The organism is Daejeonella sp. (genome assembly GCF_030684675.1).
In the GTDB taxonomy this organism is placed as follows: Bacteria; Bacteroidota; Bacteroidia; order Sphingobacteriales; family Sphingobacteriaceae; genus Daejeonella.
On record NZ_JAUXXZ010000050.1, the window covers coordinates 188,961 to 211,485 of the forward strand.

At 39.4% G+C, this 22,525-nt stretch carries 23 protein-coding genes; 7 read left to right on the forward strand and 16 right to left on the reverse strand.

Annotated elements, in window-relative coordinates:
* Positions 1 to 13: 13 nt before the first annotated feature.
* From Q8M41_RS11070 to Q8M41_RS11125, 12 genes are all read right to left on the reverse strand, one after another.
* Positions 14 to 259: a rhodanese-like domain-containing protein gene (locus Q8M41_RS11070; RefSeq protein WP_305365338.1), complete on the reverse strand. Its 246-nt coding sequence runs from the start codon at positions 257 to 259 to the stop codon at positions 14 to 16.
* A 74-nt stretch (positions 260 to 333) separates the two neighbouring features.
* Complete coding sequence (locus tag Q8M41_RS11075) at positions 334 to 645, reverse strand: rhodanese-like domain-containing protein (protein ID WP_305365339.1); 312 nt, start codon at positions 643 to 645, stop codon at positions 334 to 336.
* 10 nt (positions 646 to 655) lie between these two features.
* Entirely contained in the window at positions 656 to 952 is a 297-nt protein-coding gene (gene trxA / locus Q8M41_RS11080; RefSeq protein WP_305365340.1) for a thioredoxin, read from the reverse strand.
* Entirely contained in the window at positions 949 to 1,194 is a 246-nt protein-coding gene (locus tag Q8M41_RS11085) for a hypothetical protein (RefSeq protein ID WP_305365341.1), read from the reverse strand. Before Q8M41_RS11085 ends, trxA begins: the two co-directional genes overlap by 4 nt.
* Positions 1,195 to 1,285: 91 nt before the next feature.
* Positions 1,286 to 1,591 (reverse strand): DUF202 domain-containing protein, encoded by a 306-nt coding sequence (locus tag Q8M41_RS11090; protein WP_305365342.1) that lies wholly within the window; start codon positions 1,589 to 1,591, stop codon positions 1,286 to 1,288.
* A 9-nt stretch (positions 1,592 to 1,600) separates the two neighbouring features.
* The gene (locus Q8M41_RS11095; protein WP_305365343.1) at positions 1,601 to 1,792 is read right to left on the reverse strand and encodes a hypothetical protein; all 192 of its coding nucleotides are present in this window, start codon (positions 1,790 to 1,792) and stop codon (positions 1,601 to 1,603) included.
* Positions 1,793 to 1,895: 103 nt separating this feature from the next.
* Positions 1,896 to 3,311 carry a rhodanese-like domain-containing protein gene (locus Q8M41_RS11100; RefSeq protein WP_305365344.1) on the reverse strand — a complete coding sequence of 472 codons (1,416 nt, stop codon included), beginning with the start codon at positions 3,309 to 3,311 and terminating at the stop codon, positions 1,896 to 1,898.
* A 126-nt stretch (positions 3,312 to 3,437) separates the two neighbouring features.
* On the reverse strand, positions 3,438 to 4,835 hold the full coding sequence (locus Q8M41_RS11105; protein WP_305365345.1) for an MBL fold metallo-hydrolase: 1,398 nt from the start codon (positions 4,833 to 4,835) through the stop codon (positions 3,438 to 3,440).
* 124 nt (positions 4,836 to 4,959) lie between these two features.
* On the reverse strand, positions 4,960 to 5,553 hold the full coding sequence (locus tag Q8M41_RS11110) for a methyltransferase domain-containing protein (RefSeq protein WP_305365346.1): 594 nt from the start codon (positions 5,551 to 5,553) through the stop codon (positions 4,960 to 4,962).
* 21 nt (positions 5,554 to 5,574) lie between these two features.
* The gene (locus Q8M41_RS11115; RefSeq protein WP_305365347.1) at positions 5,575 to 6,393 is read right to left on the reverse strand and encodes a sulfite exporter TauE/SafE family protein; all 819 of its coding nucleotides are present in this window, start codon (positions 6,391 to 6,393) and stop codon (positions 5,575 to 5,577) included.
* Between the two features lie 84 nt (positions 6,394 to 6,477).
* Entirely contained in the window at positions 6,478 to 6,963 is a 486-nt protein-coding gene (locus Q8M41_RS11120; protein WP_305365348.1) for a VIT1/CCC1 transporter family protein, read from the reverse strand.
* A gap of 118 nt (positions 6,964 to 7,081) precedes the next feature.
* Positions 7,082 to 8,056 (reverse strand): acetamidase/formamidase family protein, encoded by a 975-nt coding sequence (locus Q8M41_RS11125; protein ID WP_305365349.1) that lies wholly within the window; start codon positions 8,054 to 8,056, stop codon positions 7,082 to 7,084.
* Positions 8,057 to 8,640: 584 nt separating this feature from the next.
* On the opposite strand from Q8M41_RS11125, the gene Q8M41_RS11130 reads away from it, so the two are divergent.
* From Q8M41_RS11130 to Q8M41_RS11160, 7 genes are all read left to right on the forward strand, one after another.
* A complete protein-coding gene (locus Q8M41_RS11130) occupies positions 8,641 to 8,922 on the forward strand; it encodes an ATP-binding protein (RefSeq protein WP_305365350.1) in 282 nt (93 codons plus the stop codon).
* Positions 8,923 to 8,965: 43 nt separating this feature from the next.
* Positions 8,966 to 10,969: an ATP-binding protein gene (locus Q8M41_RS11135; RefSeq protein ID WP_305365351.1), complete on the forward strand. Its 2,004-nt coding sequence runs from the start codon at positions 8,966 to 8,968 to the stop codon at positions 10,967 to 10,969.
* Positions 10,966 to 13,143 carry an ATP-binding protein gene (locus Q8M41_RS11140; RefSeq protein WP_305365352.1) on the forward strand — a complete coding sequence of 726 codons (2,178 nt, stop codon included), beginning with the start codon at positions 10,966 to 10,968 and terminating at the stop codon, positions 13,141 to 13,143. The genes Q8M41_RS11135 and Q8M41_RS11140 overlap by 4 nt, the downstream gene beginning before the upstream one ends.
* A gap of 9 nt (positions 13,144 to 13,152) precedes the next feature.
* On the forward strand, positions 13,153 to 15,330 hold the full coding sequence (locus Q8M41_RS11145) for an ATP-binding protein (protein WP_305365353.1): 2,178 nt from the start codon (positions 13,153 to 13,155) through the stop codon (positions 15,328 to 15,330).
* The gene (locus Q8M41_RS11150; protein ID WP_305365354.1) at positions 15,327 to 17,510 is read left to right on the forward strand and encodes a sensor histidine kinase; all 2,184 of its coding nucleotides are present in this window, start codon (positions 15,327 to 15,329) and stop codon (positions 17,508 to 17,510) included. The genes Q8M41_RS11145 and Q8M41_RS11150 overlap by 4 nt, the downstream gene beginning before the upstream one ends.
* A gap of 86 nt (positions 17,511 to 17,596) precedes the next feature.
* Positions 17,597 to 17,977 (forward strand): response regulator, encoded by a 381-nt coding sequence (locus tag Q8M41_RS11155; RefSeq protein WP_305365355.1) that lies wholly within the window; start codon positions 17,597 to 17,599, stop codon positions 17,975 to 17,977.
* Positions 17,977 to 19,020 (forward strand): adenylate/guanylate cyclase domain-containing protein, encoded by a 1,044-nt coding sequence (locus Q8M41_RS11160; RefSeq protein ID WP_305365356.1) that lies wholly within the window; start codon positions 17,977 to 17,979, stop codon positions 19,018 to 19,020. The genes Q8M41_RS11155 and Q8M41_RS11160 overlap by 1 nt, the downstream gene beginning before the upstream one ends.
* Positions 19,021 to 19,034: 14 nt before the next feature.
* On the opposite strand, the gene Q8M41_RS11165 is transcribed toward Q8M41_RS11160, so the two are convergent.
* The 4 genes from Q8M41_RS11165 to Q8M41_RS11180 form a co-directional block, all read right to left on the reverse strand.
* Positions 19,035 to 19,526: an acetamidase/formamidase family protein gene (locus tag Q8M41_RS11165; protein WP_305365357.1), complete on the reverse strand. Its 492-nt coding sequence runs from the start codon at positions 19,524 to 19,526 to the stop codon at positions 19,035 to 19,037.
* A 114-nt stretch (positions 19,527 to 19,640) separates the two neighbouring features.
* A complete protein-coding gene (locus tag Q8M41_RS11170) occupies positions 19,641 to 20,684 on the reverse strand; it encodes an adenylate/guanylate cyclase domain-containing protein (RefSeq protein WP_305365358.1) in 1,044 nt (347 codons plus the stop codon).
* The gene (locus Q8M41_RS11175; RefSeq protein ID WP_305365359.1) at positions 20,684 to 21,061 is read right to left on the reverse strand and encodes a response regulator; all 378 of its coding nucleotides are present in this window, start codon (positions 21,059 to 21,061) and stop codon (positions 20,684 to 20,686) included. Before Q8M41_RS11175 ends, Q8M41_RS11170 begins: the two co-directional genes overlap by 1 nt.
* Positions 21,062 to 21,088: 27 nt before the next feature.
* A partial coding sequence (locus Q8M41_RS11180) for a triple tyrosine motif-containing protein (protein ID WP_305365360.1) occupies positions 21,089 to 22,525 on the reverse strand: 1,437 nt, incomplete at its 5' end.

Sequence of the window (22,525 nt, forward strand, 5' to 3'; positions counted from 1 at the left end):
ATCAGATATTAAATTAATTCATTGAAACATTTTGCCAGGCACCTTGATTCTCAATATTTGAAATACCCGATTGTAAAAGGATACTTCTCGCAATATTGGCTCTGTTACCACTTCTGCACACCAAAATGACTTTATCAAATTGACGCAAATTATCGATATAGGTTTCAATTTTATCAAGAGGATAATTTACACTGCCATTTGCATGTCCATCCAGATTGAACTCATCTGTTGTTCTTACATCTACTACTATTGTCTTCATTTTAAATTTTTATTGTTCTTAAATTAATTCAGTCTGGTGTTTAAAACAGTAAACCGATACTTTAATACTCAAAATTAACTTACAAACTGATTCACAATTTCTACAGTACCGCCATTCACAACATTTGCAAATCCGTTTTGTTCCAGAAAAGATTTTGCCTGTGAGCTTCTGTTACCGCTTCTGCAAAAAACAATGATGTGCTTCTTGTTTTTGAATTTTGCCAACTGGGATGGTATGCTGTCCAGAGGAATATTTACAGAACCTTTTACATGATTCTGAGAAAATTCACGTGGAGATCTGACATCAACCAAATATGCCCCATCATTTATAATTCCGGTCAAATCCTGCTTTGCAGAACCTCCAAATAGCCAACTCAATATACCCATGATCTTATTTTTAAACTGTAAACTTTTTAATCACTCCAACTAATCCGTTCTTCTGAACGACACCACTTTGCCGCCACAATACTTTTCCCTGTTTAAATAATATGAGGGTTGGAACACCCTGCACCTGGTATGTTGCAGCGGCCTGGGGATTTTTATCGACGTCAACTTTCAGGATACTGACAGCATCTCCTACTTCTTGTTTAACATCTTTTAATATTGGTGCCATAACCTTACATGGTCCGCACCATTCTGCAAAAAAATCAACAAGCACGGGCTTGTCCGATTCTATTAATTCATTAAATGTCATGGCTGTTTATTTAAATCTTCATAGCTTATTTCTTTCGATCCGGTATCGTTTTTGGCAGGAGGAGCAGCACAGGTACCTGCATCGCAACAAGAGGCATTAAAAACGGCCATTCCTGTAAAAAGTAAACCCATCAGACCAAACAATATATCTGCAGCCATCACTGCCTGAACCAAAATCACCAGTCCAATTCCCAAACGAAGAAATCTGATGATGTTCCAGTTACTAAAAATTATCGCTTTCATGTGAATCTGTTGTTATGCTAAATTATATAACAAAAGTAAGGACTGCTGGCTGCGATCTTAGTAACAAAGGTTACAAATGAAAATCTCAGTTTCAGCTTTTATCGTGCGGGATATAATTCCCGATATGTTTGCGGTTATTTCTGAGTTTCCGCTTTTGATGATAAAACCTGTAAAGGCCAATAAAAAATATCAGCAAAGCGATTATCCAGAAAGCGATTTCCAGATACCATCCGTAGCTGAGGTTTAACAGGCTGTTTAACGTCATGCCTGCGATAGCAAAATATAACGATGTTCTCACAAAAGCCAGCAGGGTTCTGTCAATTGCCATATCAGTCCTTTCAATCGCCAGATTTTCACGGAGGATAATATCCTTATTTAGAACTTCATTCAATTTCATAGGCCTTTGTCAATATACCGGGACGCAATAATCACTGTTCCAGAATAGTTTATTTGTACAGCACATCCGCCGGTTCGCTATCATTCCTGCTATGGCTGTTATGGCAGCCACAATGAAAAGGGCATTGACAATTCCAAAGGCATCTGCTAATATCCCACTTAAAAATGCAAATTGATATCTGTTTTTATGTAAACCCTGCATAATTCAATTTAAGCATAAAATCAAAACCTCAGACTTATTATTAATTAAAGGGAGGTATTAAAAAACACCTCCCTTTGAAAATTTAGAAAGATATATCAACAGATCAGGCAGGCATCACCTTACTCTGGCAAACAAAATCTGTTTTCGGAATATTGGTACCACTGATTGCTCCAAATCCACCGGCAATTTCAGTGAAGTTTCTGTAACCTCTTGCCTGAAGAATTGATGCAGCCATCATACTGCGGTAACCACCAGCACAGTGTAAGAAGAAATGCTGTTTAGGATTTACATCTTTAATCCATTCATTTATATAGGCCAAAGGTCGGTTGTATGCATTATCCACATGTTCGGCTGCATATTCGCTTTCTCTGCGTATATCAAATACCAGATCCTTTTCAAGTCTGAATTCATTTGCAAACTGCTCAGCAGTAATACGATCAACCACATCAGCTTCTTTTCCTGAATCTAACCAGGCTTTGAATCCACCCTTCAAATGTCCCAGAATATTATCAAAACCTACACGGCTCAAACGGGTAACTGCTTCTTCCTCATTTCCTTCATCAGTAACCAATAGTATTGCCTGTTTAACATCTACAATCAGTGCTCCAACCCAAGGAGCAAAATCGCCGCCAAGTCCAATATTTACAGATTGCGGGATAAATCCTTTATAGAAAATCGTATTATCTCTGGTATCCAGAATCAGTGCATCCGTATTTTCAGCTGCTGTTTCAAACTCATCAGGGCTCAGGGCTCTCATGCCATTATTTAAAACAGTATCAAAGCTTTCGTAACCCTTCTTATTCATTGCTACATTTAGACCAAAATATGCAGGAGGAGGAAGAAGACCCTCAGTAACAGCTTTCACAAAAGATTCCTTATCCGGCTGATTCAATGCATAATTTACCCGCTTTTGGTTACCCAAAGTATCCACAGTTTCCTTCATCATATTTTTACCGCAAGCACTACCGGCACCATGAGCAGGGTATACTATTACATCATCGGCTAAAGGCATTATTTTAGTATTAAGGCTATCATAGAGTAAACCGGCAAGTTCATCCTGTGTCATATGTGCTGCCCTCTGGGCAAGATCCGGACGACCTACATCACCCAGAAACAGTGTATCACCACTGAAAATACAATGGTCTTTTCCTGTTTCATCTTTCAACAGAAAAGTTGCACTTTCCATCGTATGCCCCGGAGTATGCAAAACCTTAATGGTAATATCACCTACCTTAAATTCCTGCCCGTCGCTTGCAGAAATACATTCAAATTCGCAGGCTGCATTAGGGCCATAAACAATCGGAGATCCTGTTTTCCTGCTCAGATCAACGTGACCGCTGACAAAATCGGCATGAAAATGAGTTTCAAAAATGTATTTTAGTTTAACCCCATCCCTGCTAAGTCTGCTAAGATAAGGCTCCACCTCACGCAGTGGATCTATAATGGCAGCTTCGCCATTGCTGGTGATGTAATACGCACCTTGTGCCAAACATCCGGTGTAAATTTGCTCTACATTCATTTTGTTAATTTTGATACTACAAAAATCGTGAATATTAGCAGTCATAACGGTAACATTTGTTGCAAATAAAAAATTCGCCGGAAATGAATCCGGCGAATCCTAACACTCACCTTAAAGAACCCACGATTATGAAACTAATGGTTCCCCTCTATTCACCCACTCATTAATACCACCTGAATAATTGGCGATATTAGTAAAGCCATTTTTCACGAGAATTGAGTAGCCAATTGCGGCCCTGTCTCCACTCTGACAGTGAATCAATACCTTTTTATCCTTACTGATCTTATCCAGATTCTGAGGTAATGTTCCCACAAATACATTATCAGCATTCAATATATGCCCTGAATTGTATTCGGTAACACCTCGCAGATCTACAATTTGAACATCCTCTTTCATCAGCTTTTTAGCTTCTTCAATTGAGATTACATTTGCTTTTTCCAGTTTCCCGCCAGCTTCTGTCCATACTGAAGTTGATGGAACATATCCATAGATATTGTCCAGACCAATACGCATCAGTTTTCTCGTTAGATCATCCAAATTTGATTCATCAGCAAGGATGATAAACTGCTCCTCATAATTCAGAAACCAACCGGCCCATGTCGCAAAAGAGTTATTACCTTGGATATTCATGCTGCCCGGAATAAATCCTGCAGCAAAATCAACTTTATCTCTTGCATCCAGTACTTTCATACCTTTATCCATCGCTTCTTTTAAATCTGAAGCCGATAATTTCTTCAATACAGGCACCTCTGTCAACAATGGACGATCAACTTTATTGAGTTTCTTCATCATTGCGAAATACTTTGGTGGTTCTGGCTGATCTGCTAAAAGATACTGAACGAACCCCTGCTCGTCATTGTCGTATTGCAATGCCCAGTTTCTTACCTTTTCATAACCAACTGTTGTACTTGGTACTGCCCCTAAAGCTTTTCCACATGCTGATCCTGCACCATGTCCCGGCCATACCTGAATAAAATCTGGCAATGCTGAGAACTTATTGACCGACTTAAACATTTCTTTGGCTCCGGCATTCATTGTACCTACCATGCCCGCAGCTTTTTCCAGCAAATCAGGACGGCCGATATCACCAACGAAAACGAAATCTCCGGTAAATAACATCACCGGCTCCTTTGATGCAGGAGTATCTGTTAAAAGGAAACTGATACTTTCGGGAGTATGCCCCGGAGTATGCATCACCTCAAAAATCAAATTACCCAGCTTTACAATCTGCCCATCCTTTAATCCGATATGATCAAACTCGTACTCCCATCCCTCACCACCTTCGTCTGAAAGGTACATATCAGCACCGGTCAGCTTGGCCAGTTCACGTGCGCCGGAAAGGAAATCAGCATGGATATGCGTTTCGAAGATATGAGTGATCTTCATGTTGTTTGCCTGGGCAATTTCCAGGTAAGTATCCACATCACGCTTCGGATCAATAACTGCGGCTACTCCGGCTTTCTGACAGCCGATGAAATAACTTGCCTGTGCAAGGCTCTTATCATAAATGTGTTGAAAAAACATATTTTCTAATTTTAAGATTTGAATTAATTGGTTAGTTTTTTTCTTTGAATTTCTTGTACAAATGTCGGGACTAATCAATCGGCAGTCGGTAACATTGGTTACAATCAACAAAAGAAGAACAGCTTTATTTTTTCTCCAGAATTACAAATAATTCTGAATCCGCACGTTTGGAGAAAGAATTATAGCAAGACTCAAAGGTTCTGAAATTAAAGGCATCTCCAAATAGTGTCAGATACTCCGCGTCTGTTCCTCCAAATGGTGGCCCCTGTGTTTCAAACTCTTTATTAAATAATACTCCTGCAAGTTTTCCGCCTTTAATAAGAAGGCCTTTCATTGCTTCTGCATAATTTTTACGCAATTTCGGGTCGAGGGCACAGAAAAAGGTTTGTTCCAGAATCAGATCATACTCAGCTCTGTGAGTAAAGAAATCACCCAAAATTATCTTGATATTCTGGTTTGATCGAAATTTAGATTTTAATCTTTTTACAAGTTCAGGAGCGATATCAATTATAGTAATGTTTGTAAAACCCATCTCCAGTAAATATTCTGCCTCATATGAGTTGCCGCATCCCGGAATGAGAATCCTCAGATTTTTATCAGTTAACTGATCTATGTAGGTTTTTAATGGAGGAGAAACGTGACCCAGATCCCAGCCGGTGTCATTTAATCGATAACGTTCATTCCAAAAGCTTTCGTTCAGATTTGAGTCCAGGTTCATGTGAGCTTATTTATTTTTATCCTAATGACCTCCTCCGGCTGATGGAAAGAATAATTCTTTTACAAAGATGTAAATACCCATTACCAGAACGAACCAGCCAAAAGATTTTTTCAGCTTTTCTCCGCTGATTTTTTTAGCCAGATAAATACCAATAAATATCCCGACTACCGCCAGACCTGTAAATGTTCCTAGCAACTTCCAGTCGATCAACTGATCACCCTGAATATCTCCAATAAAACCAATTAATGATTTTGCAGCAATGATAAAGAGGGAAGTTCCTACTGCAAGTTTCATTGGCATACGAGCCAGAAGTACTAATGCAGGGATGATTAAAAATCCACCACCGGCACCTACCAAACCAGTGAGTAAACCTACCAAAGCTCCTTCAAGTAGAATTAGTGGATAATTATATTGTAGTGGTGTATCATCTGCTTTATCACAATCAATACATGGCCTGATCATACTCACAGAAGCCAGAATCATGACAATGGCAAACAGAACCATTATACCAATGGATTTGGTAATAACCAATGATCCAATTGTGAATAGTTCAGATGGAATTAATGGTACCAGCCACATGCGGGTCAGATACACTGCTGCAATGGATGGAATTCCAAAGATCAGAACAGTTGTAAAATCTGCCTTTTTCTGTATTGCACTTTGAATACCTCCAACAAAGGCGGTCGAACCGACTATAAACAGCGAATAGGCTGTAGCAAGAATAGGATTAACGCCCATAACATAAACCAGAATCGGTACTGTGAGTATGGATCCACCGCTTCCTATTAAGCCCAATGAAACTCCTACGAGTACTGCCAAAATATAACCTAAAATCTCCATAATGTCTTTTTACTTGCACGCAAAGGTCTTAATAGCAAACCCGATTTATGGTTACAAAAGTTACATTTAGCAATAATAGGAAAATTAATATCGCAAGTAGAATTGATTTTCATAGAGTTCCTGAGAGCTTTTCACTGAAATCCATTCACCAAGAGCCATTGAAAGAGCCCCCGCCATCAGTCCGGCAAGACCAGTTAACAAGACTTCACTTTGACCGCTGGTTGCGCCTGCTATTCCCATCACCAGACTGAAATTTGAAACCAGTCCGTCGTTCCCTCCAAGTACTGCTGCTCTGAGCGCATTACCACCAACAGACCTATGCCTCTTTTCAAACCTGGCAAGATTAGAACCAGAAATATCCTGATGATTATTTAAGATATTTTTAAGAATCGTTACATGCGAAATATCGGATAGAGAGGGGCTTGTATTACTTTTCCTCTTAACTTTCACAATGGAAGATGAAATGCTTTTTTCGGTATCCAGTAATACCCCAAGTATATAATCATACCCGAATATTTTACCAATTAAGCCGGTATCGACCTCTGTTTGAATATTTTTAAGATTGATCATAAGATATTCAAAGGTAAATGAGATTGATAATTAAAACTAATAAGGCAATTTATAGAAAATAATGGCTGTTTTAACAGACTATCTATTTAGGGTTTTCTAATCAATATTCCAAAATGAATTAGGTTGGAATCTGAACCAAATATCTTTTTGGAATCTCGGCACCCGCCACATAATTAAGCTTGCCTATCTTACACATCTGATACACATTGATCCTAAAATCAGGGCAGGTACTGACAAAGCAATAAGCCTCAACCTGGGTAAATCCATAAGTACTAACCAGCCAATCCATCATAAAAACTGTTGCCTGGTGGACTGCATCTTCAAGTGGTCTGAATGCATGAATTGCAATAATAGAATCTGGGGTTTCGATTCGGATTCCCGGAGAACGCTTTCCCTTAATCACCTCAAATGAAAGCCGAACAGTTGCCTGTGTTTCTGCTGCAGTTCCGGTAAATTCTGTATCCCCCTGACTAGCGTGTACATCACCCAGATAGAAAAGTCCACCGGGATGATAAACCGGAAGAAAAATCTTATTCCCGGGTTTAAAATCACGAATATCAAGGTTTCCACCCCAATCGCCCTGCCCATCCAGACTGTTTGCTACATCCCTGTCTGGTGCTACTCCCAGCGTACCAATAAATGGAGTAATGGGCCAGGAGATCTTATCATTAAAATGAAGAGTTCCATCAACTGTAGTCCCGCTTGGGCCCGGACTATGATCAAAAACCATGGTATTGTATTCCCCAGAGAGTTCGTTCCAGCGGGAGGATTCACCCAGTGGCCCGCGGTTTGGACCTACAGCAATCCAGGAAGTCTTTTCAACTTCAATTTGATGAATCTTCACAACCAGTGTATCACCCCGTTCGAGACCATCAATGAAAATCGGTCCGGCAATGGGATTTACCAGTGGTGGTGTGCGGTCAAATCCCGGGCGATTCGCAGGTATGGCTTTATCCGCAGAACTTTTAAAAAAACCAATACCAGCATCCCAGGTTTCAATTTCAAATTCTTCGCCCGGATTAACATGGACTAAAGGAGTATCCGAATAATTGAAAGCAAATTTTTTCGCCTGTTCACGGAGGATCTTTTTCATGGCCTTAGATTAAATTTTCAGTAAATTAAATGAAATATCAGTAAATCTGAGCACTAAAGAATGAATTCAGGATTTGAATTTAAAAAACTATAGGATTTCAACAAAAGATGGGGTGGTAAGGTGGATTTAAATAGTTATGATACATCACTTAGTCTTCATTTCCAATACACTTGTCCAGTTTTCAGGAGCACCATTCTGATTGAAATATAAACACTCTGCCGCAATATTGAGTGCTATCTAAGCATGTTGATTTTAAAAGCAGGATCTTAACGGATCATGTCAAATATCAGGTATTGGAAGCACCGAAATTCTTATCATTTTTTGACTACCCTAAGTCTTTGATAGATAGAATTGTTATTTGTTTTAATTAATAGTTAATGTATATTTAATTTGGGTTCATACGCTGGGGTAATATGATTAATTTTATTTCTGCAAGTATTTTAATTCATTCGTTTACTTCTATGATTTGATGCCTGGCCTTGAACTGGCACTCGCAGCCAGGGAAAGGGTATCAGGTTTGATATTTATCTGAGATAATTATGAGCAGGTTGTACCTAAATATGAATGTAAACCAAAGAAGCTGAATGTTCAACGTTTATCATTCTGTTACCCAAGCCAAAGAAATGAGTTCAACCCTATTGCAAATTGGTGTAAAAGATAATGTCGATGGCATCCCGCAAAAAGTTTTAGATAAAATTTTCCAACCTTTCTTTACCACCAGGCCATTAGGCGAAGGAACAGGCCTTGGCTTGAGCCTGAGCTACGACCTTGTGAAAGCACATGGCGGCAAAATAAAAATTGAAACCAAAGAAGCCCGCCCGCCCGCCCGTGCCGGTTCGGACGGGGATGACCCGTTCGGACGGTGAAGGCTTGAATTTATACTTGAATTACCCTTAAACAAATAGGATAATGAAAAAAATTGCAGGTCTGTTCCTTTTATGCTTTTTGTCACAGCAGGTCTTTGCACAGAGCAATCATCAATCCATTATTGACAGTTTAAAGCAGGCAATTTCCACAGGCAATAATGACACAGCTACCGTACTTTCAATGGTAGAATTGGCTGACCAATATAAGTTCTCAAATGTTGACTCTGCTTTGTTTTATGGACAGAAGGCCTTTGTGGTATCACGAAAACTAAAATTTTACGAAGGGGAATATAAATCCCTTTTTATATTGGGATATGCACTTTCGATGACAGGTAATAGCACAAGGGCTTTGGAACTGGAGTTGAAGGCCTTGCGGATCACTGAGAAATACAATTTTACGATTGGCCGTGGGCAAATACTTAATAGGCTTGGCATAATATACAGGTCAGCAGGAGATTTTTCCTCATCACTGTTTTATCATAAAAAGTCATTGCAGCTGTTCAACTCATCTCGTAATTACAATATGGCGGTACCGGCAGAAGTATATCTTGGGATGACCTATCGCGCATTGAATGTACTGGACTCGGCTTTATTTTATAGCCTCAGAGCAGACAAAAAAATTAAACAATATGGTGATTCGACAATGAGTTGTCCAAATTTAATTACGCTGGGGAGAATTCAATTAGTTAAAGGTAATGTACAGCCTGCACTCAATTATTTTCAACAAGCCCTGTCGGATGGTTATTTAATAGATCAATATTTTTTTACTTCTATAGCAAACATTGAAATTGCAGAGATCTATCAACAGGCTGGGCAACGTGATTCTATTATTTATTATGCACAAAGGGCTCTTGATGATGCGCAAAAAAACGGCAGTGGCCTTTCAATTGCTGAGGTCAGTATTTTTTTGTCTTCGCTACACGAAAAAAGCAACCTGGAACTTGCACTTCGTTACCACAAAATGGCAGTGGCGGCTTTAAAGAAAACAAACAAACTAGACAATCTAAATGCCATTAAGAACCTGATGGCATTTGATGAAGAAGAGCGACAGTTCGAAATGGCAACCACAAAGGCTTCCTATCAAAATAAGGTCAGACAATATGCATTAATAACTGGTTTAGGTATATTCCTTTTGATTGCGTTTTTTTTATACCGTAACAACAAGCAAAAACAAAATGCGAATGCATTGTTACATCATGAAAAAGAGGAGGTCAACACACAAAAACTTAAAGCTGAAGAAGCACTTTCCGAACTTAAATCGACCCAAGCCCAACTCATCCAATCAGAAAAGATGGCCAGCCTCGGAGAACTAACCGCCGGCATCGCCCATGAAATTCAAAACCCACTGAATTTCGTGAATAACTTTTCTGAAGTGAGTAATGAGTTGATCGATGAAATGAATGAAGAATTAGACAAAGGAGATATTAATGAAGCAAAAGTTATCGCTGATGATATTAAGCAAAACCTCGAAAAGATAAATTACCATGGTAAGCGTGCAGATGCAATTGTAAAAGGAATGCTGCAACATTCCCGCAGCAGCGTAGGTAAATATGAACCTACAGACATCAATGCGCTTGCTGATGAATATTTACGCCTGGCCTATCATGGTCTTCGGGCAAAAGACAAATCCTTTAATGCAACATTGAATACGGATTTTGATGAGAGCATTGGCAAGATCAATATTATTGCGCAGGATATGGGAAGAGTTATTTTAAATTTGATTACCAATGCGTTCTATGCAGTAAAAGATAAGCAGATGCAGATTGCTGAGGGATACGAACCAACTGTTTCCGTAAGTACAAAAAAAATAAATGATGTAGTGGAAATTAGTGTAAGGGACAACGGCAATGGCATTCCGCAAAAAGTATTAGATAAGATATTTCAACCCTTTTTTACCACCAAGCCTACCGGGCAGGGAACGGGTTTGGGCTTAAGCTTAAGCTATGATATTGTAAAAGCACATGGTGGGGAGTTAAAAGTAAAGACGACAGAAAATGAAGGAACCGAGTTTATCATTGAGTTACCTGTTAATAAAAATGAATCATGAAACGCATTCTCTACATCATTGGGCTATTGATACCGGTAATTACTTTTGGTCAATCTGAAAAAGTTTTTGTAATTGCTGATAGCACCTTAGCTGAGCAATGGACTACTTTGGGAAAAGACTGGCGTTACCAAAAAGGAGATCACAAAGAATGGGCGGATCCTGCTTTTGATGATTCATCATGGAAGGAGTTATCGCAAAATAATTTAAACATGCCCGATGGTAAACATGCCATTGCAAACCGTGGTGAAATTGCTTGGTTTAGAAAGCATATTAAAGCAGATAGTAACCTAAACAAGGTTATAGTTTTAAACATATTACAATTGGGTGCTTCTGAGATTTACTTAGATGGAAAGTTGATTCACCAATTAGGTAAATTAAGTTCCGACTTAGAAAAAGTGGTTTCTTACAATCCTATTGGACAATTACTTGAATTTCCCTTAGAAAAAGGTAAAGAACAGATTTTGGCAGTACGATATTTAAGTACACAATACAAATTCCCAATATATTCTCCTGTTAACGGATATTTGAGATTAGCGTTAACTAATCTGAGCAATACCAATTCATCAGATATGATTAAAAATTATTACCTCATTTTTAACCGAGATTTTATAGATAACTATTACATCGCTTTAGGTATAGCTATTTTGATGTTTATTATTTTTTCATCCTTTTTTATCTTTTTCCCAAACGAAAGAATCAATGGATATTTTGCCACAGCTGCCTTTTTTTTAATCCTATCTGATATTGGCATCATCTATAATCAAGATAGTACAACAGGTGATCCATATTGGATTCAATACTGCGCTGATTACTGTGTGATCATTGCCTTTACAATCATATTGTATTGTTTATACAGGATTTTAGAAAAACCTTTAGATATTATTTTTAAAATCATTGCTTTTTTAGGGCTCATCACCTTAGTTGGTTATTTATTATACGAACCTGATATTTTATCTCCAGTTTGGGTAATTCTTTCATTTTTTGCTACTATAAGAATAGCAGTAAAATCACGACACAAAAACAAAATAGGTAGCATGCTTTTTATGGCTTCCAGTGTGCTCAGCCTGTTATTCTGGGTGATATACATTTTGGGTACGCTTGGTTTAATCAAGATTCAAGTAATATCTTATATCCCTTTCGCTTTTATGGTAATGCCAGTAACCTTAGCTATTTACTTAGGATATTCATTTGGTAAACGCAGCCAAGAGTTACGATTGAATTTAGAAAAAGTTCAAAAACTCTCCAAAGAAAAAGAGTCTATTTTATCATTACAAAATGAAACTCTTGAAACACAAGTTCAGGAACGTACCGCCTCTTTGAATCGGTCGATAGAAGATTTAAAATCCATTCAATCCCAACTCATTCAATCCGAAAAAATGGCAAGCCTTGGTGAACTCACTGCAGGCATTGCACATGAAATTCAGAACCCATTAAATTTTGTAAATAATTTTTCGGAAGTAAGTATTGAATTGATTGAAGAGGTTAAAAGCGAGAAGCTGAAAGCTCAAAGTGAGCGTGATGAAGAACTTGAAACAGAAATGCTTGAAGACATTTCCCAAAACCTACAAAAAATTGCCCACCACGGCAAACGTGCCGACTCAATTGTTAAGGGCATGTTGCAGCACAGCCGCACCAGTACGGGCGAGAAGCAGCCCACCAGCCTCAATACCTTAGCCGACGAATTTCTAAAGCTTTCCTACCACGGGCTGCGGGCAAAAGACAAATCGTTCAACGCAGAATTGATTGCCAATTTTGATGAAACCCTACCACTGGTAAATGTAGTACAGCAAGATATCGGTCGGGTATTGCTCAACTTGTTCAACAATGCTTTTTATGCAGCGCAAGAAAGGCGAAAGTTAGAAGGCGAAGGGTTTAAGGCACGGATAGAGGTTAGCACCAAATCCATTTCGCCCATGCTAAGCCCCAACTCCACACCCCCTCCAGGGGGCGGGGGGATAATTATCACCGTCCGCGACAACGGCTCCGGCATCCCCGACGCCATCAAAGACAAAATCATGCAGCCTTTCTTCACCACCAAGCCCACCGGAGAAGGAACCGGTCTGGGTTTGAGCTTAAGTTATGATATTATTAAGGCATATGGGGGAGAATTAAAAGTGGAGACAAAGGATGGGGAAGGAAGTATATTCAGCATTATATTACCAGTCAATAATTAAAGCACCGTTATGAAATATGTGGCAACCGTAGTTTTTTTATTGAGCACTTTTTTAAATGGAAGCGCACAGGATACTACCATTGTACTTTCAACATCTATGTTCAACTCCCAGGGGCGAATTAACCTTGGGGAAATTGAACATTGGATATTTAAGCAGGGAAATGATCCCTCCTGGGCTGACCCAGGAATATCAGTAAACAACTGGCAGCACCTGAACCCGGAAGAGATCACTAAAAAACAGGCTGATCAGAACGGAAGACTCGAAGGATGGTTCAGGATGAAGATAAAACTGGACAGCAGTTTTAGTCAGGTATCACTTTTCATTTTACAGCGCAGTTATTTAGCTACAGATATATTCATAAACGGCAAGCGATTGTATTCATTTGGAAATACGGGGTATAACGGGAAGCCTTATCATGAATTTGTTGATTTTGGAAAATTCCCCGAAGCCATAAAACTGGAAATGGGAAAAGAATTGTTACTGGCCGTGCATTTTGTGGATTATACCAATTATAAAAACCAGGTAAAAGAATCAAGCTTTACAAAAAATGGATTTATAGCCATTGCCAACCCTGTGAGTTTAGCAGAGTATCATGCATATTCAATGCATTGGAGAGGGTTTATTGTAATTATGACTATTCTGGGTGTATTGGTTGTATTATTTTGGTTTTTGTTTCTTTTAAATCGAAGTGAAGATCATCTTGTGCATGTTGCATTAAGCACTACATGTTTGTTTGGATTAGTATTCTCCCATATTTTCAAGGGAATGACATTTACTACCTATAATCAGACGCAATTATTGATGTTTTTTTCATTACTGTGCCTTACCGGAATGGTTAATTCCTTACCGCTTTTGGTTGCCAAAGTATTCAAAAATAAAATCCCGCTTATATTAAAGGTTTATGCAATCGCCTTTATGATTTTGACTGGCCTTTCCTTTTATGCAGTTTCGGAAAGAATATGGCCGATAAATGCACTATTTTCCTTACTGATATGTACCTACTATTTGGTTGTATCCAGGAAAACATTACAAGGAGCAAAATGGGCAATTGTCATTGGTTTGATCATAACCCTGCTGATAAGTTTATCACTAGGGGTGATAGATAATTTTTTTATACAGACCTTGGGAAACACTTTTTATTATTTCATACTACTATGCGGCGGCTATTTGTCTTTCCCTGTAAGCCTCTTAGTATATGTAGCTTTATGGATGAAAGAAATTAATAAAGATATACTTAGTAAAGCCGAAAAATTGGTACAGGTTACGGAAGAAAAAAAAGAATTACTGGCCAGTCAAAACAGGCTATTGGAAGAACAGGTAGAAGAAAGAACTGCTGAACTTTCGCAATCATTGGAAAATTTAAAAACTACCCAGACCCAGCTGATCCAATCTGAAAAGATGGCCTCGCTGGGAGAACTAACCGCAGGCATTGCACATGAAATCCAAAACCCTTTGAATTTTGTCAATAATTTTTCAGAAGTAAACAAAGAGTTATTGGAAGAGCTGAAGGCAGAACGCTTAAAGCCAAACGCAGAAAGAGAGGAAGCGTTGGAAAATGAATTGATCAACGATGTGATCAGTAATGAAGAAAAAATAAACCACCATGGCAAACGTGCCGATGCCATCGTAAAAGGCATGCTACAACACAGTCGTAGTAGTAGTGGTGTAAAAGAACCTACGGATATCAATGCATTGTGCGATGAATATTTACGATTGGCCTATCACGGATTGCGGGCAAAAGACAAAACTTTCAATGCAACTTTAAATACTGATTTTGATGAGAGTATTGGCGCCATTAACATCATTCCTCAAGACATTGGAAGAGTGATTTTGAACTTAATCAACAATGCTTTTTATGCGGTAGATGAAAAGCAGAAGGCTGAACGCTTAACGCCAAATGCGGAAAGCTATCAACCAACGGTTTCGGTCAGTACTAAAAAAACAAATGAAAGAATAGAGATTATTGTAAAAGATAATGGCAATGGCATTCCCGCTTCTATCAAAGAAAAAATATTTCAACCATTTTTTACAACAAAACCAACAGGCCAGGGAACCGGTTTGGGTTTATCTTTAGCTTATGATATTGTGAAAGCGCATGGGGGAGAGTTAAAAGTAGAAACCGCAACTGCTGAGCGAGAAGGGACAACGTTCATCATTATTTTACCGGTATCAAATCAGACTTCATGAAAAATATCATAAAAACCATCCTTCTTTTGTTCCTCCCATTTATTGGATTGGCTCAGGATTCTGTCATCAACATTTCACCTGAAAAGTTTAGCAAAAACATAGATGCTTTCAATATCGATGCTATCGATGGTTGGGTTTTCCACAAAGGAAACGATAGTCTTTGGGCCAAAAAAGATATGGATACAAAGGGTTGGGAAAAATTAAAACCCACCGATCTTTCAGCAAAGTATGCTGATAAAAATGGCAGAGTGGAGGGCTGGTTTCGGATAAAAGTAAGATTTGATAGTTCTTTGCTCAATAAAGTATTATATGTTGATTTTGGGCAGTGGGCTTCGACAGCATTTTATGTAGATGGAGAACTGCTTGCTACTAGAGGCAATACAGGAGAGAAGAGAAAGGATTTTCGCGAATATAACGGTGGTTTAGATCCCCTATCTATTCGTTTCGATACACCAGCTGTTCATATTCTCAGTCTTCATTATGTTGGATATTTGTCTGCGATACCACCGTATGATGTAAAGACCCAGTCTATGAAAAAAGTTATTCGTCTTGGCGGGCCAAACTATAGCACCAGGTTATCAAATAATTACAAGAAAGTGTATACTTTTCTTACCTCATGGGTGGTGATTTGTGCTATTCTTTCTGTGCTTTTCTGGTTGTTACTCTTTCAAAACCCAAAGGAGAAAAATCTCTTTTGGATTGCACTTTATACCAGTACTGTCGCCATTTACACTTATTGTTGGGCTATTGATCCCAGCGGAAGGTCCTTTAATGAATATAGAACTTATTTTATTATAGGTGGTTTAATTCAAATCCCCACAATACAGTTATTGCTGCCGATTCTTCTAATCAAAGTTTTCAAAAGAAAAATAAACAGCAGGCTTCTTCTGATCCTCATCATTTTCATTATAATAAATGAAATAGGAGCATTTTTAACCAATTCTTTTGAAACAGCCTTTTATTTTATCTATTTGGGGTCTGTCGTTTTTGTATTTGGTATATGTTTATATTACGTTATTACTTCATGGAAAAGTCTTAAGGGCGCCCAATGGGCCATTGTTGGAGGCTTAATCTTTACAATTTCTGTTTATTTAATCGCGCCTATATTGGATACACTAATACCAAATATATACAGATCGCAGTATTTTAATTTGTTAAACAGAACTGTTTTTACTCTTGGTTTTCCTTTTTCCTTACTGATTTATGTATCCATGCGGTTTAAAGAGATGATACAAGAGGTACAGGTGAATGCGCAGAAAGTAGTGGAGCTTTCAGAAGAGAAAAAGGAGCAAGCTATAACGCAACAAAAAATACTGGAAGAAGAAGTAGCCAGACAAACCGGTGAGATACGCCAAACATTAGCAAACCTGAAATCAACACAGAGCCAACTCATCCAATCAGAAAAAATGGCCAGTCTGGGAGAACTAACCGCGGGGATTGCACACGAAATTCAAAACCCCTTGAACTTTGTGAATAACTTTAGCGAAGTAACTAATGAGCTCATCGACGAAATGAACGAGGAATTAAACAAAGGTGATGTTGAGGAAGCAAAATCGATAGCAAGTGACATCAAACAGAACCTTCAAAAGATTACCCATCACGGCAAACGTGCGGATTCCATTGTAAAAGGCATGTTGCAGCATAGTCGCTCCAGCAGCCACCAAAAAGAACCTACAGATATCAATAAGTTGGCCGATGAGTATTTGCGGCTGGCTTACCATGGACTCAGGGCTAAAGACAAATCATTTAATGCGGAATTGATCACAAATTATGACGCTAATCTTCCTTTAGCCAGCATAGTGCCTCAGGATATTGGGCGGGTATTCCTAAACCTGCTAACTAATGCATTTTACGCTGTCCAGGATAGGGAAAAGAAAGAAAAAGTCAGCGGCACCCCCTTTAAGCCCACAGTAAAATTGTCTACTTCAACTGATCAAGAATTTATAATAATCAAGGTTGAAGACAATGGCTCGGGCATCCCGGAACAAATAAAGGAAAAGGTTATGCAGCCATTTTTTACTACCAAGCCTACAGGCGAAGGAACCGGGCTGGGCTTGTCTATGAGTTACGATATCGTGGTTGAAGCCCATGGCGGAACCATAAAAATTAACAGTGAAGAAGGTGAATTTACCGAGTTTACCATCACTATTCCAATTGAACCCAAAACCACAAACAGTTGATATGAAACCATCATGAGCATACCGCTTACAAGCAGAAATGAATATGCTCATGATAGCTTCATCTCCATTAAAAAACAAATTATATTATGATGAAAATTTTAGTAGTTGACGACGAAGCAGATGTTCATCCTCTTTTTATCCAACGCTTTCGCAAGGAAATCCGCAGCCATGAACTTGAATTTAATTTTGCGCTATCAGGCGAGGAGGCCCTAAAATATTTGGAAAATAACCATTCTGAAGTTGTATTAATACTTTCGGATATTAACATGCCGGGTATGAGTGGTATCGAACTTCTTTCAAGGATCAGGCAGGAATATGATGCTCCACCACCGGTGGTAATGATGATAACCGCCTATGGCGACGATGAAAACTACCAGCAGGCGATGCAAAAAGGAGCTAATGATTTTCTTACAAAACCTCTTGATTTCAATCTGCTTAAAGAGAAACTAAACCAAATTACTCAATAATGGCAAAGATATTAGTAGTAGATGATGAAGCGGATCTGGAATTGCTGGTAAAACAGAAATTTCGCCGCAAAATACGGGAGAATATTTATGAATTTGTCTTTGCACAAAACGGCGAAGAAGCGCTGGAAAAAGTAAAAGAACATCCCGATCTGGATATTATCCTGAGTGATATAAATATGCCCGTTATGGATGGGCTTACCCTGCTCAGCCGCCTTCCCGAAGCTAACCCCATGTTAAAAGCTGTAATGGTTTCGGCTTATGGTGATATGCAAAACATACGGACGGCTATGAACCGCGGTGCCTTTGATTTTGTTTGTAAGCCCGTTGATTTTGAAGACCTGGATCTTACCATGGAGAAAACTATCGTTCACGTGAAGCAGTTGCAGGAAACTATCCAGGCCATCAAGGAAAATAACATCTTGAAAATGTATGTGGACGAGAATGTGCTCAACTTTATGAACCACAAGGAATTCGAAACCAGCCTGTTAAAAAATGAGGTACTGGAAGCTAGTGTTATGTTCGTGGACGTTTGCGGCTTCACGACTTTAACAGAGCAAATTCCTGCAAATACGGTGGTTAATTTACTCAATGGACTATTTGATAAGATTGTTAAGGAGATCATAGCACAAGGCGGCCACGTTGATAAATTTATGGGTGATGCAGTGATGGCTGTTTTCAGGGGAAACTATCATCTCGACCGTGCAATTGATGCCGCTTTGTCAATTAAAGATGTATTGAGTAAGAGCGGGGAAATAGATACAGGAACTAAAAAGTACAAGGCTGAGATTTCCATTGGAATCAATTCTGGTGAGATGGTTTCGGGAAATATTGGTTCAGAAACTATTAAGCGCCTTGATTATACAGTAATTGGCGATTCTGTGAACTTAGCTCAGCGATTGCAAACCGTGGCACAGGCAGGGCAAATTATTATTTCCGAAGAGGTTTATCAAATTGCTAAAGAATCTTTTAGCTGTGAAAAGATTGGTGAAGTGAAGCTTAAAAATAAATCGCATCCAGTGGTAATTTACCAGGTGTTAGAATAGTGTTTGTTGCTACTTTACTGCATTTCCATTTTGAAATCACGTATATCGCGGTTTCCGCACCAATTACCCTGCCTATCAAGGCTGTTTGCTACATCCCGGTCAGGCGCAACACCCAGAGTGCCAACAAATGGGGTAATTGGCCAGGATATTTTTTCAGTAAAATGGAGTGTTCCATCAATTGTAGTTCCGCTTGAGCCCGGACTATGATCAAAAACCATCGTACTGTATTCCCCTGAGATTTCATTCCAGCGGGAGGATTCACCCAGTGATCCACGATTTGGCCCTACAGCAATCCAGGAAGTCTTTTCAACCTCAATTTGATGAATTTTAACAACAAGTGTATCACCACGGTCAAGCCCTTCAATAAAAATCGGACCGGCAATTAAATTTACCAGGGGCGGTGTACGATCAAAACCGTGACGATTCGCAGGAATTGCTTTATCAGCAGAACTTTTAAAAAATCCAATTCCTGCATCCCAGGTTTCAATTTCAAAAATTTCGCCCAATTTAACAGATCAAAGGCTTATCCGAATGATCAAAAGCAAATTTTATAGCCTCTTTTCGAAAAATTTTCTTCATGGTTCAGTCTTCAAATTTTTTATCATTTAATCAGGGTTAAACTAATCCAGTACCTGATAAATTATAACTTGTTGTGACTTATTTTTTAGCGTAACTGTGCCAATCAGTTCACAATTAAACGACTCTTTAACCTTATTATAAACTTCGTCGGTGATCACGATCTGGCCGGGCTTTGCCACAGATTGTAAGCGTTGCGCTAAATTAACAGAATCGCCGATCACCGTATAATCAAGGCGCTTTAATGAAGCTGAGCCAATGTTTCCTGAAATCATTTCGCCGGAGTTGATTCCAATTGCAATTTCCGGTTTATATTCGGTATTGTCCTCAATTACCTCTTGCCCATCATTCAGCTTTACTTTGATGGATAAGGCTGCATCAATGGCTCTGTCGAGATGATAATTTTCTCTGAAAACCGCCATGACAGCATCCCCCATAAATTTATCAACGTGGCCGCCTTGTGCGATAATTTCCGATACTATTTTATCAAAAAGATTATTAAGCAATTTAACTACGGTATTAGCAGGCAATTGTTCTGTAATAGCGGTAAAGCCGCAGACATCAATAAACATGACCGTGGCGTCCATTGTCTCATTTTTCAACAGGCTGGTTTCAAATTCTTTGTGCGCCATAAAGTTGAGTACGTTCCCGTCCACGTACATTTTCAGGATGTTGTTCTCTTTAATGGCTTTAAGGGTTTCCTGCAGTTGTTTTACGTGCAAAATGGTTTTTTCCATGGTAAGGTCCAGGTCCATAAAATCAACCGGCTTGCAGATAAAGTCGAATGCGCCGCGGTTCATAGCTGTGCGGATGTTCTGCATATCGCCATAAGCAGAAACCACAACCGCCTTGAGCATTGGGTTAGCTTCTGGCAAACGGCTCAAAAGTGTAAGCCCATCCATCACAGGCATATTGATATCGCTCAATATGATGTCCAGATCTGGATGTTTTATTACCATCTCTAAAGCTTCTTCGCCGTTTTTGGCAAAAATAAACTCATAGATGTTATCTCTTATTTTTTGCCTGAACTTTTGCTTGACCAGCAATTCCAGATCAGCCTCATCATCAACAACCAGTATCTTTGCCATTATGCTGTAAATGCTTTAAGTTTTTCTTTTAACAGGTTAAAGTTGAGCGGTTTGGTCAGGAAATCATTAGCGCCGTTTTCCATGGCTTGACGGTGATTTTCTTCATCGCCATAGGCGGTTATCATCATCACTACGGGTGGTGGGGTCTCATAATCATGCCTGATCCTTGAAAGAAGTTCGATACCACTCATACCCGGCATGTTAATATCCGAGAGGATCAGAACCACTTCTGAATGTTTTTGTTTTAAATAGCCTAAGGCCTCTTCACCCGAAAGGGCGAAATCAAATTCAAACTCATGATCACGGATCTCTTTACGGAAACGCTGTAAGAAAAGCGGTTGCACATCCGCTTCGTCGTCAACAACTAATATCTTCATATAACTTTAAATATATCGATTTTTATATCATCCTGGTATAGAAATGGTAAACTCTGTATATTCCCCTTCCTTGCTGTTAACCTCTATTTTGCCTGAATGCCCTTTGACTACAATATCGTAACTTAAGCTTAATCCCAGCCCGGTACCTTCTCCGGTAGGCTTGGTTGTAAAAAATGGTTGCAGGATCTTTTCTTTGATCCCTTCGGGGATGCCACAACCGTTGTCTCTGACGGAAATGATTACAAAGCCATCTTTGGCTGAAGTGCTTACTTCAACTACAGGTTTGTATTCTTCTTTTTGCTTTGGGCTTTCAGCTTTTTGCTTTTGATGCACCGCGTAAAACGCATTATTAAACAAATTCAGCAATACCCGCCCAATATCCTGCTGCACTACGTTTACTTTGGGGAGGTTTTTATCCAAATTTGTTACCAGTTCAGCGTTGAACGATTTATCTTTTGCCCGAAGCCCGTGGTAGGAGAGTTTTAAAAATTCATCTGCCAGGGTATTGATGTTTGTTGCCTGCTTTTCGCCTGTGCTGGTGCGGCTGTGCTGGAGCATTCCTTTAACGATGAAATCTGCCCGCTTGCCGTGATGGGATATTTTCTGGAGGTTTTGTTTAATGTCGCCTGCTATCGCGATAGCTTGTTCTTTATCGCCATTTGCCAGCTCAGTTTCCATTTCCTCTATGAGTTCCATGCTCACCTCCGAAAAATTATTCACAAAATTGAGCGGGTTTTGTATCTCATGGGCGATGCCTGCGGTAAGCTCGCCAAGGGAAGCCATTTTTTCACTTTGAATGAGTTGTGCCTGTGTTGTTTTCAGTTCATGATAAGCCTTTTCGATTTCCTTTGCTTGAGCCAGCTCCCGTTCTTTTGTGCGCTCTCTTTCTTTTTGAATAAGGCGCTGCCGCTGGTAACGGTCTGCCAGGAATAAACCGGTCAAAAAGCAGAGGACATAAAAGGTGTAAGCCCACCAGGTGCGCCACCAGGGTGGATGAACGATAATGGCAAGAGAAGTACCTTTTTCGTTCCAGGTACCGTCGTTGTTTGAGGCTTTTACGCGGAAGGTATATTTACCGGGAGCTAAGTTGGTGTAACTGGCATAACGCCTGGTATTACTGTATATCCAGTCTTTATCCAAACCTTTCATCATGTAAGCATATTGGTTCTTTTCAGGTGAATCATAGTTGAGGGCTACAAAGTCAAACGACAGGTAGTTTTCCCGGTAGGGCAATTCCAGCGCATCGCCTGGTACGGGCCGGCTTTTTTCCAAAACCCTCAAGCCCGTAATGTAAACCGGGGGAGGGGTAGTATTATCTTTAAGGCTGTCCGGATAAAAGATGACAAAGCCGTTACTACTTCCAAAAAACAGCTTTCCGTTACGGCTGTAGACACTGCGGTGATTAAAAGAATTATCCGGCAAGCCGTCACTCACATCAAAATTGCGGAAGCTGCCGGCAGCAGG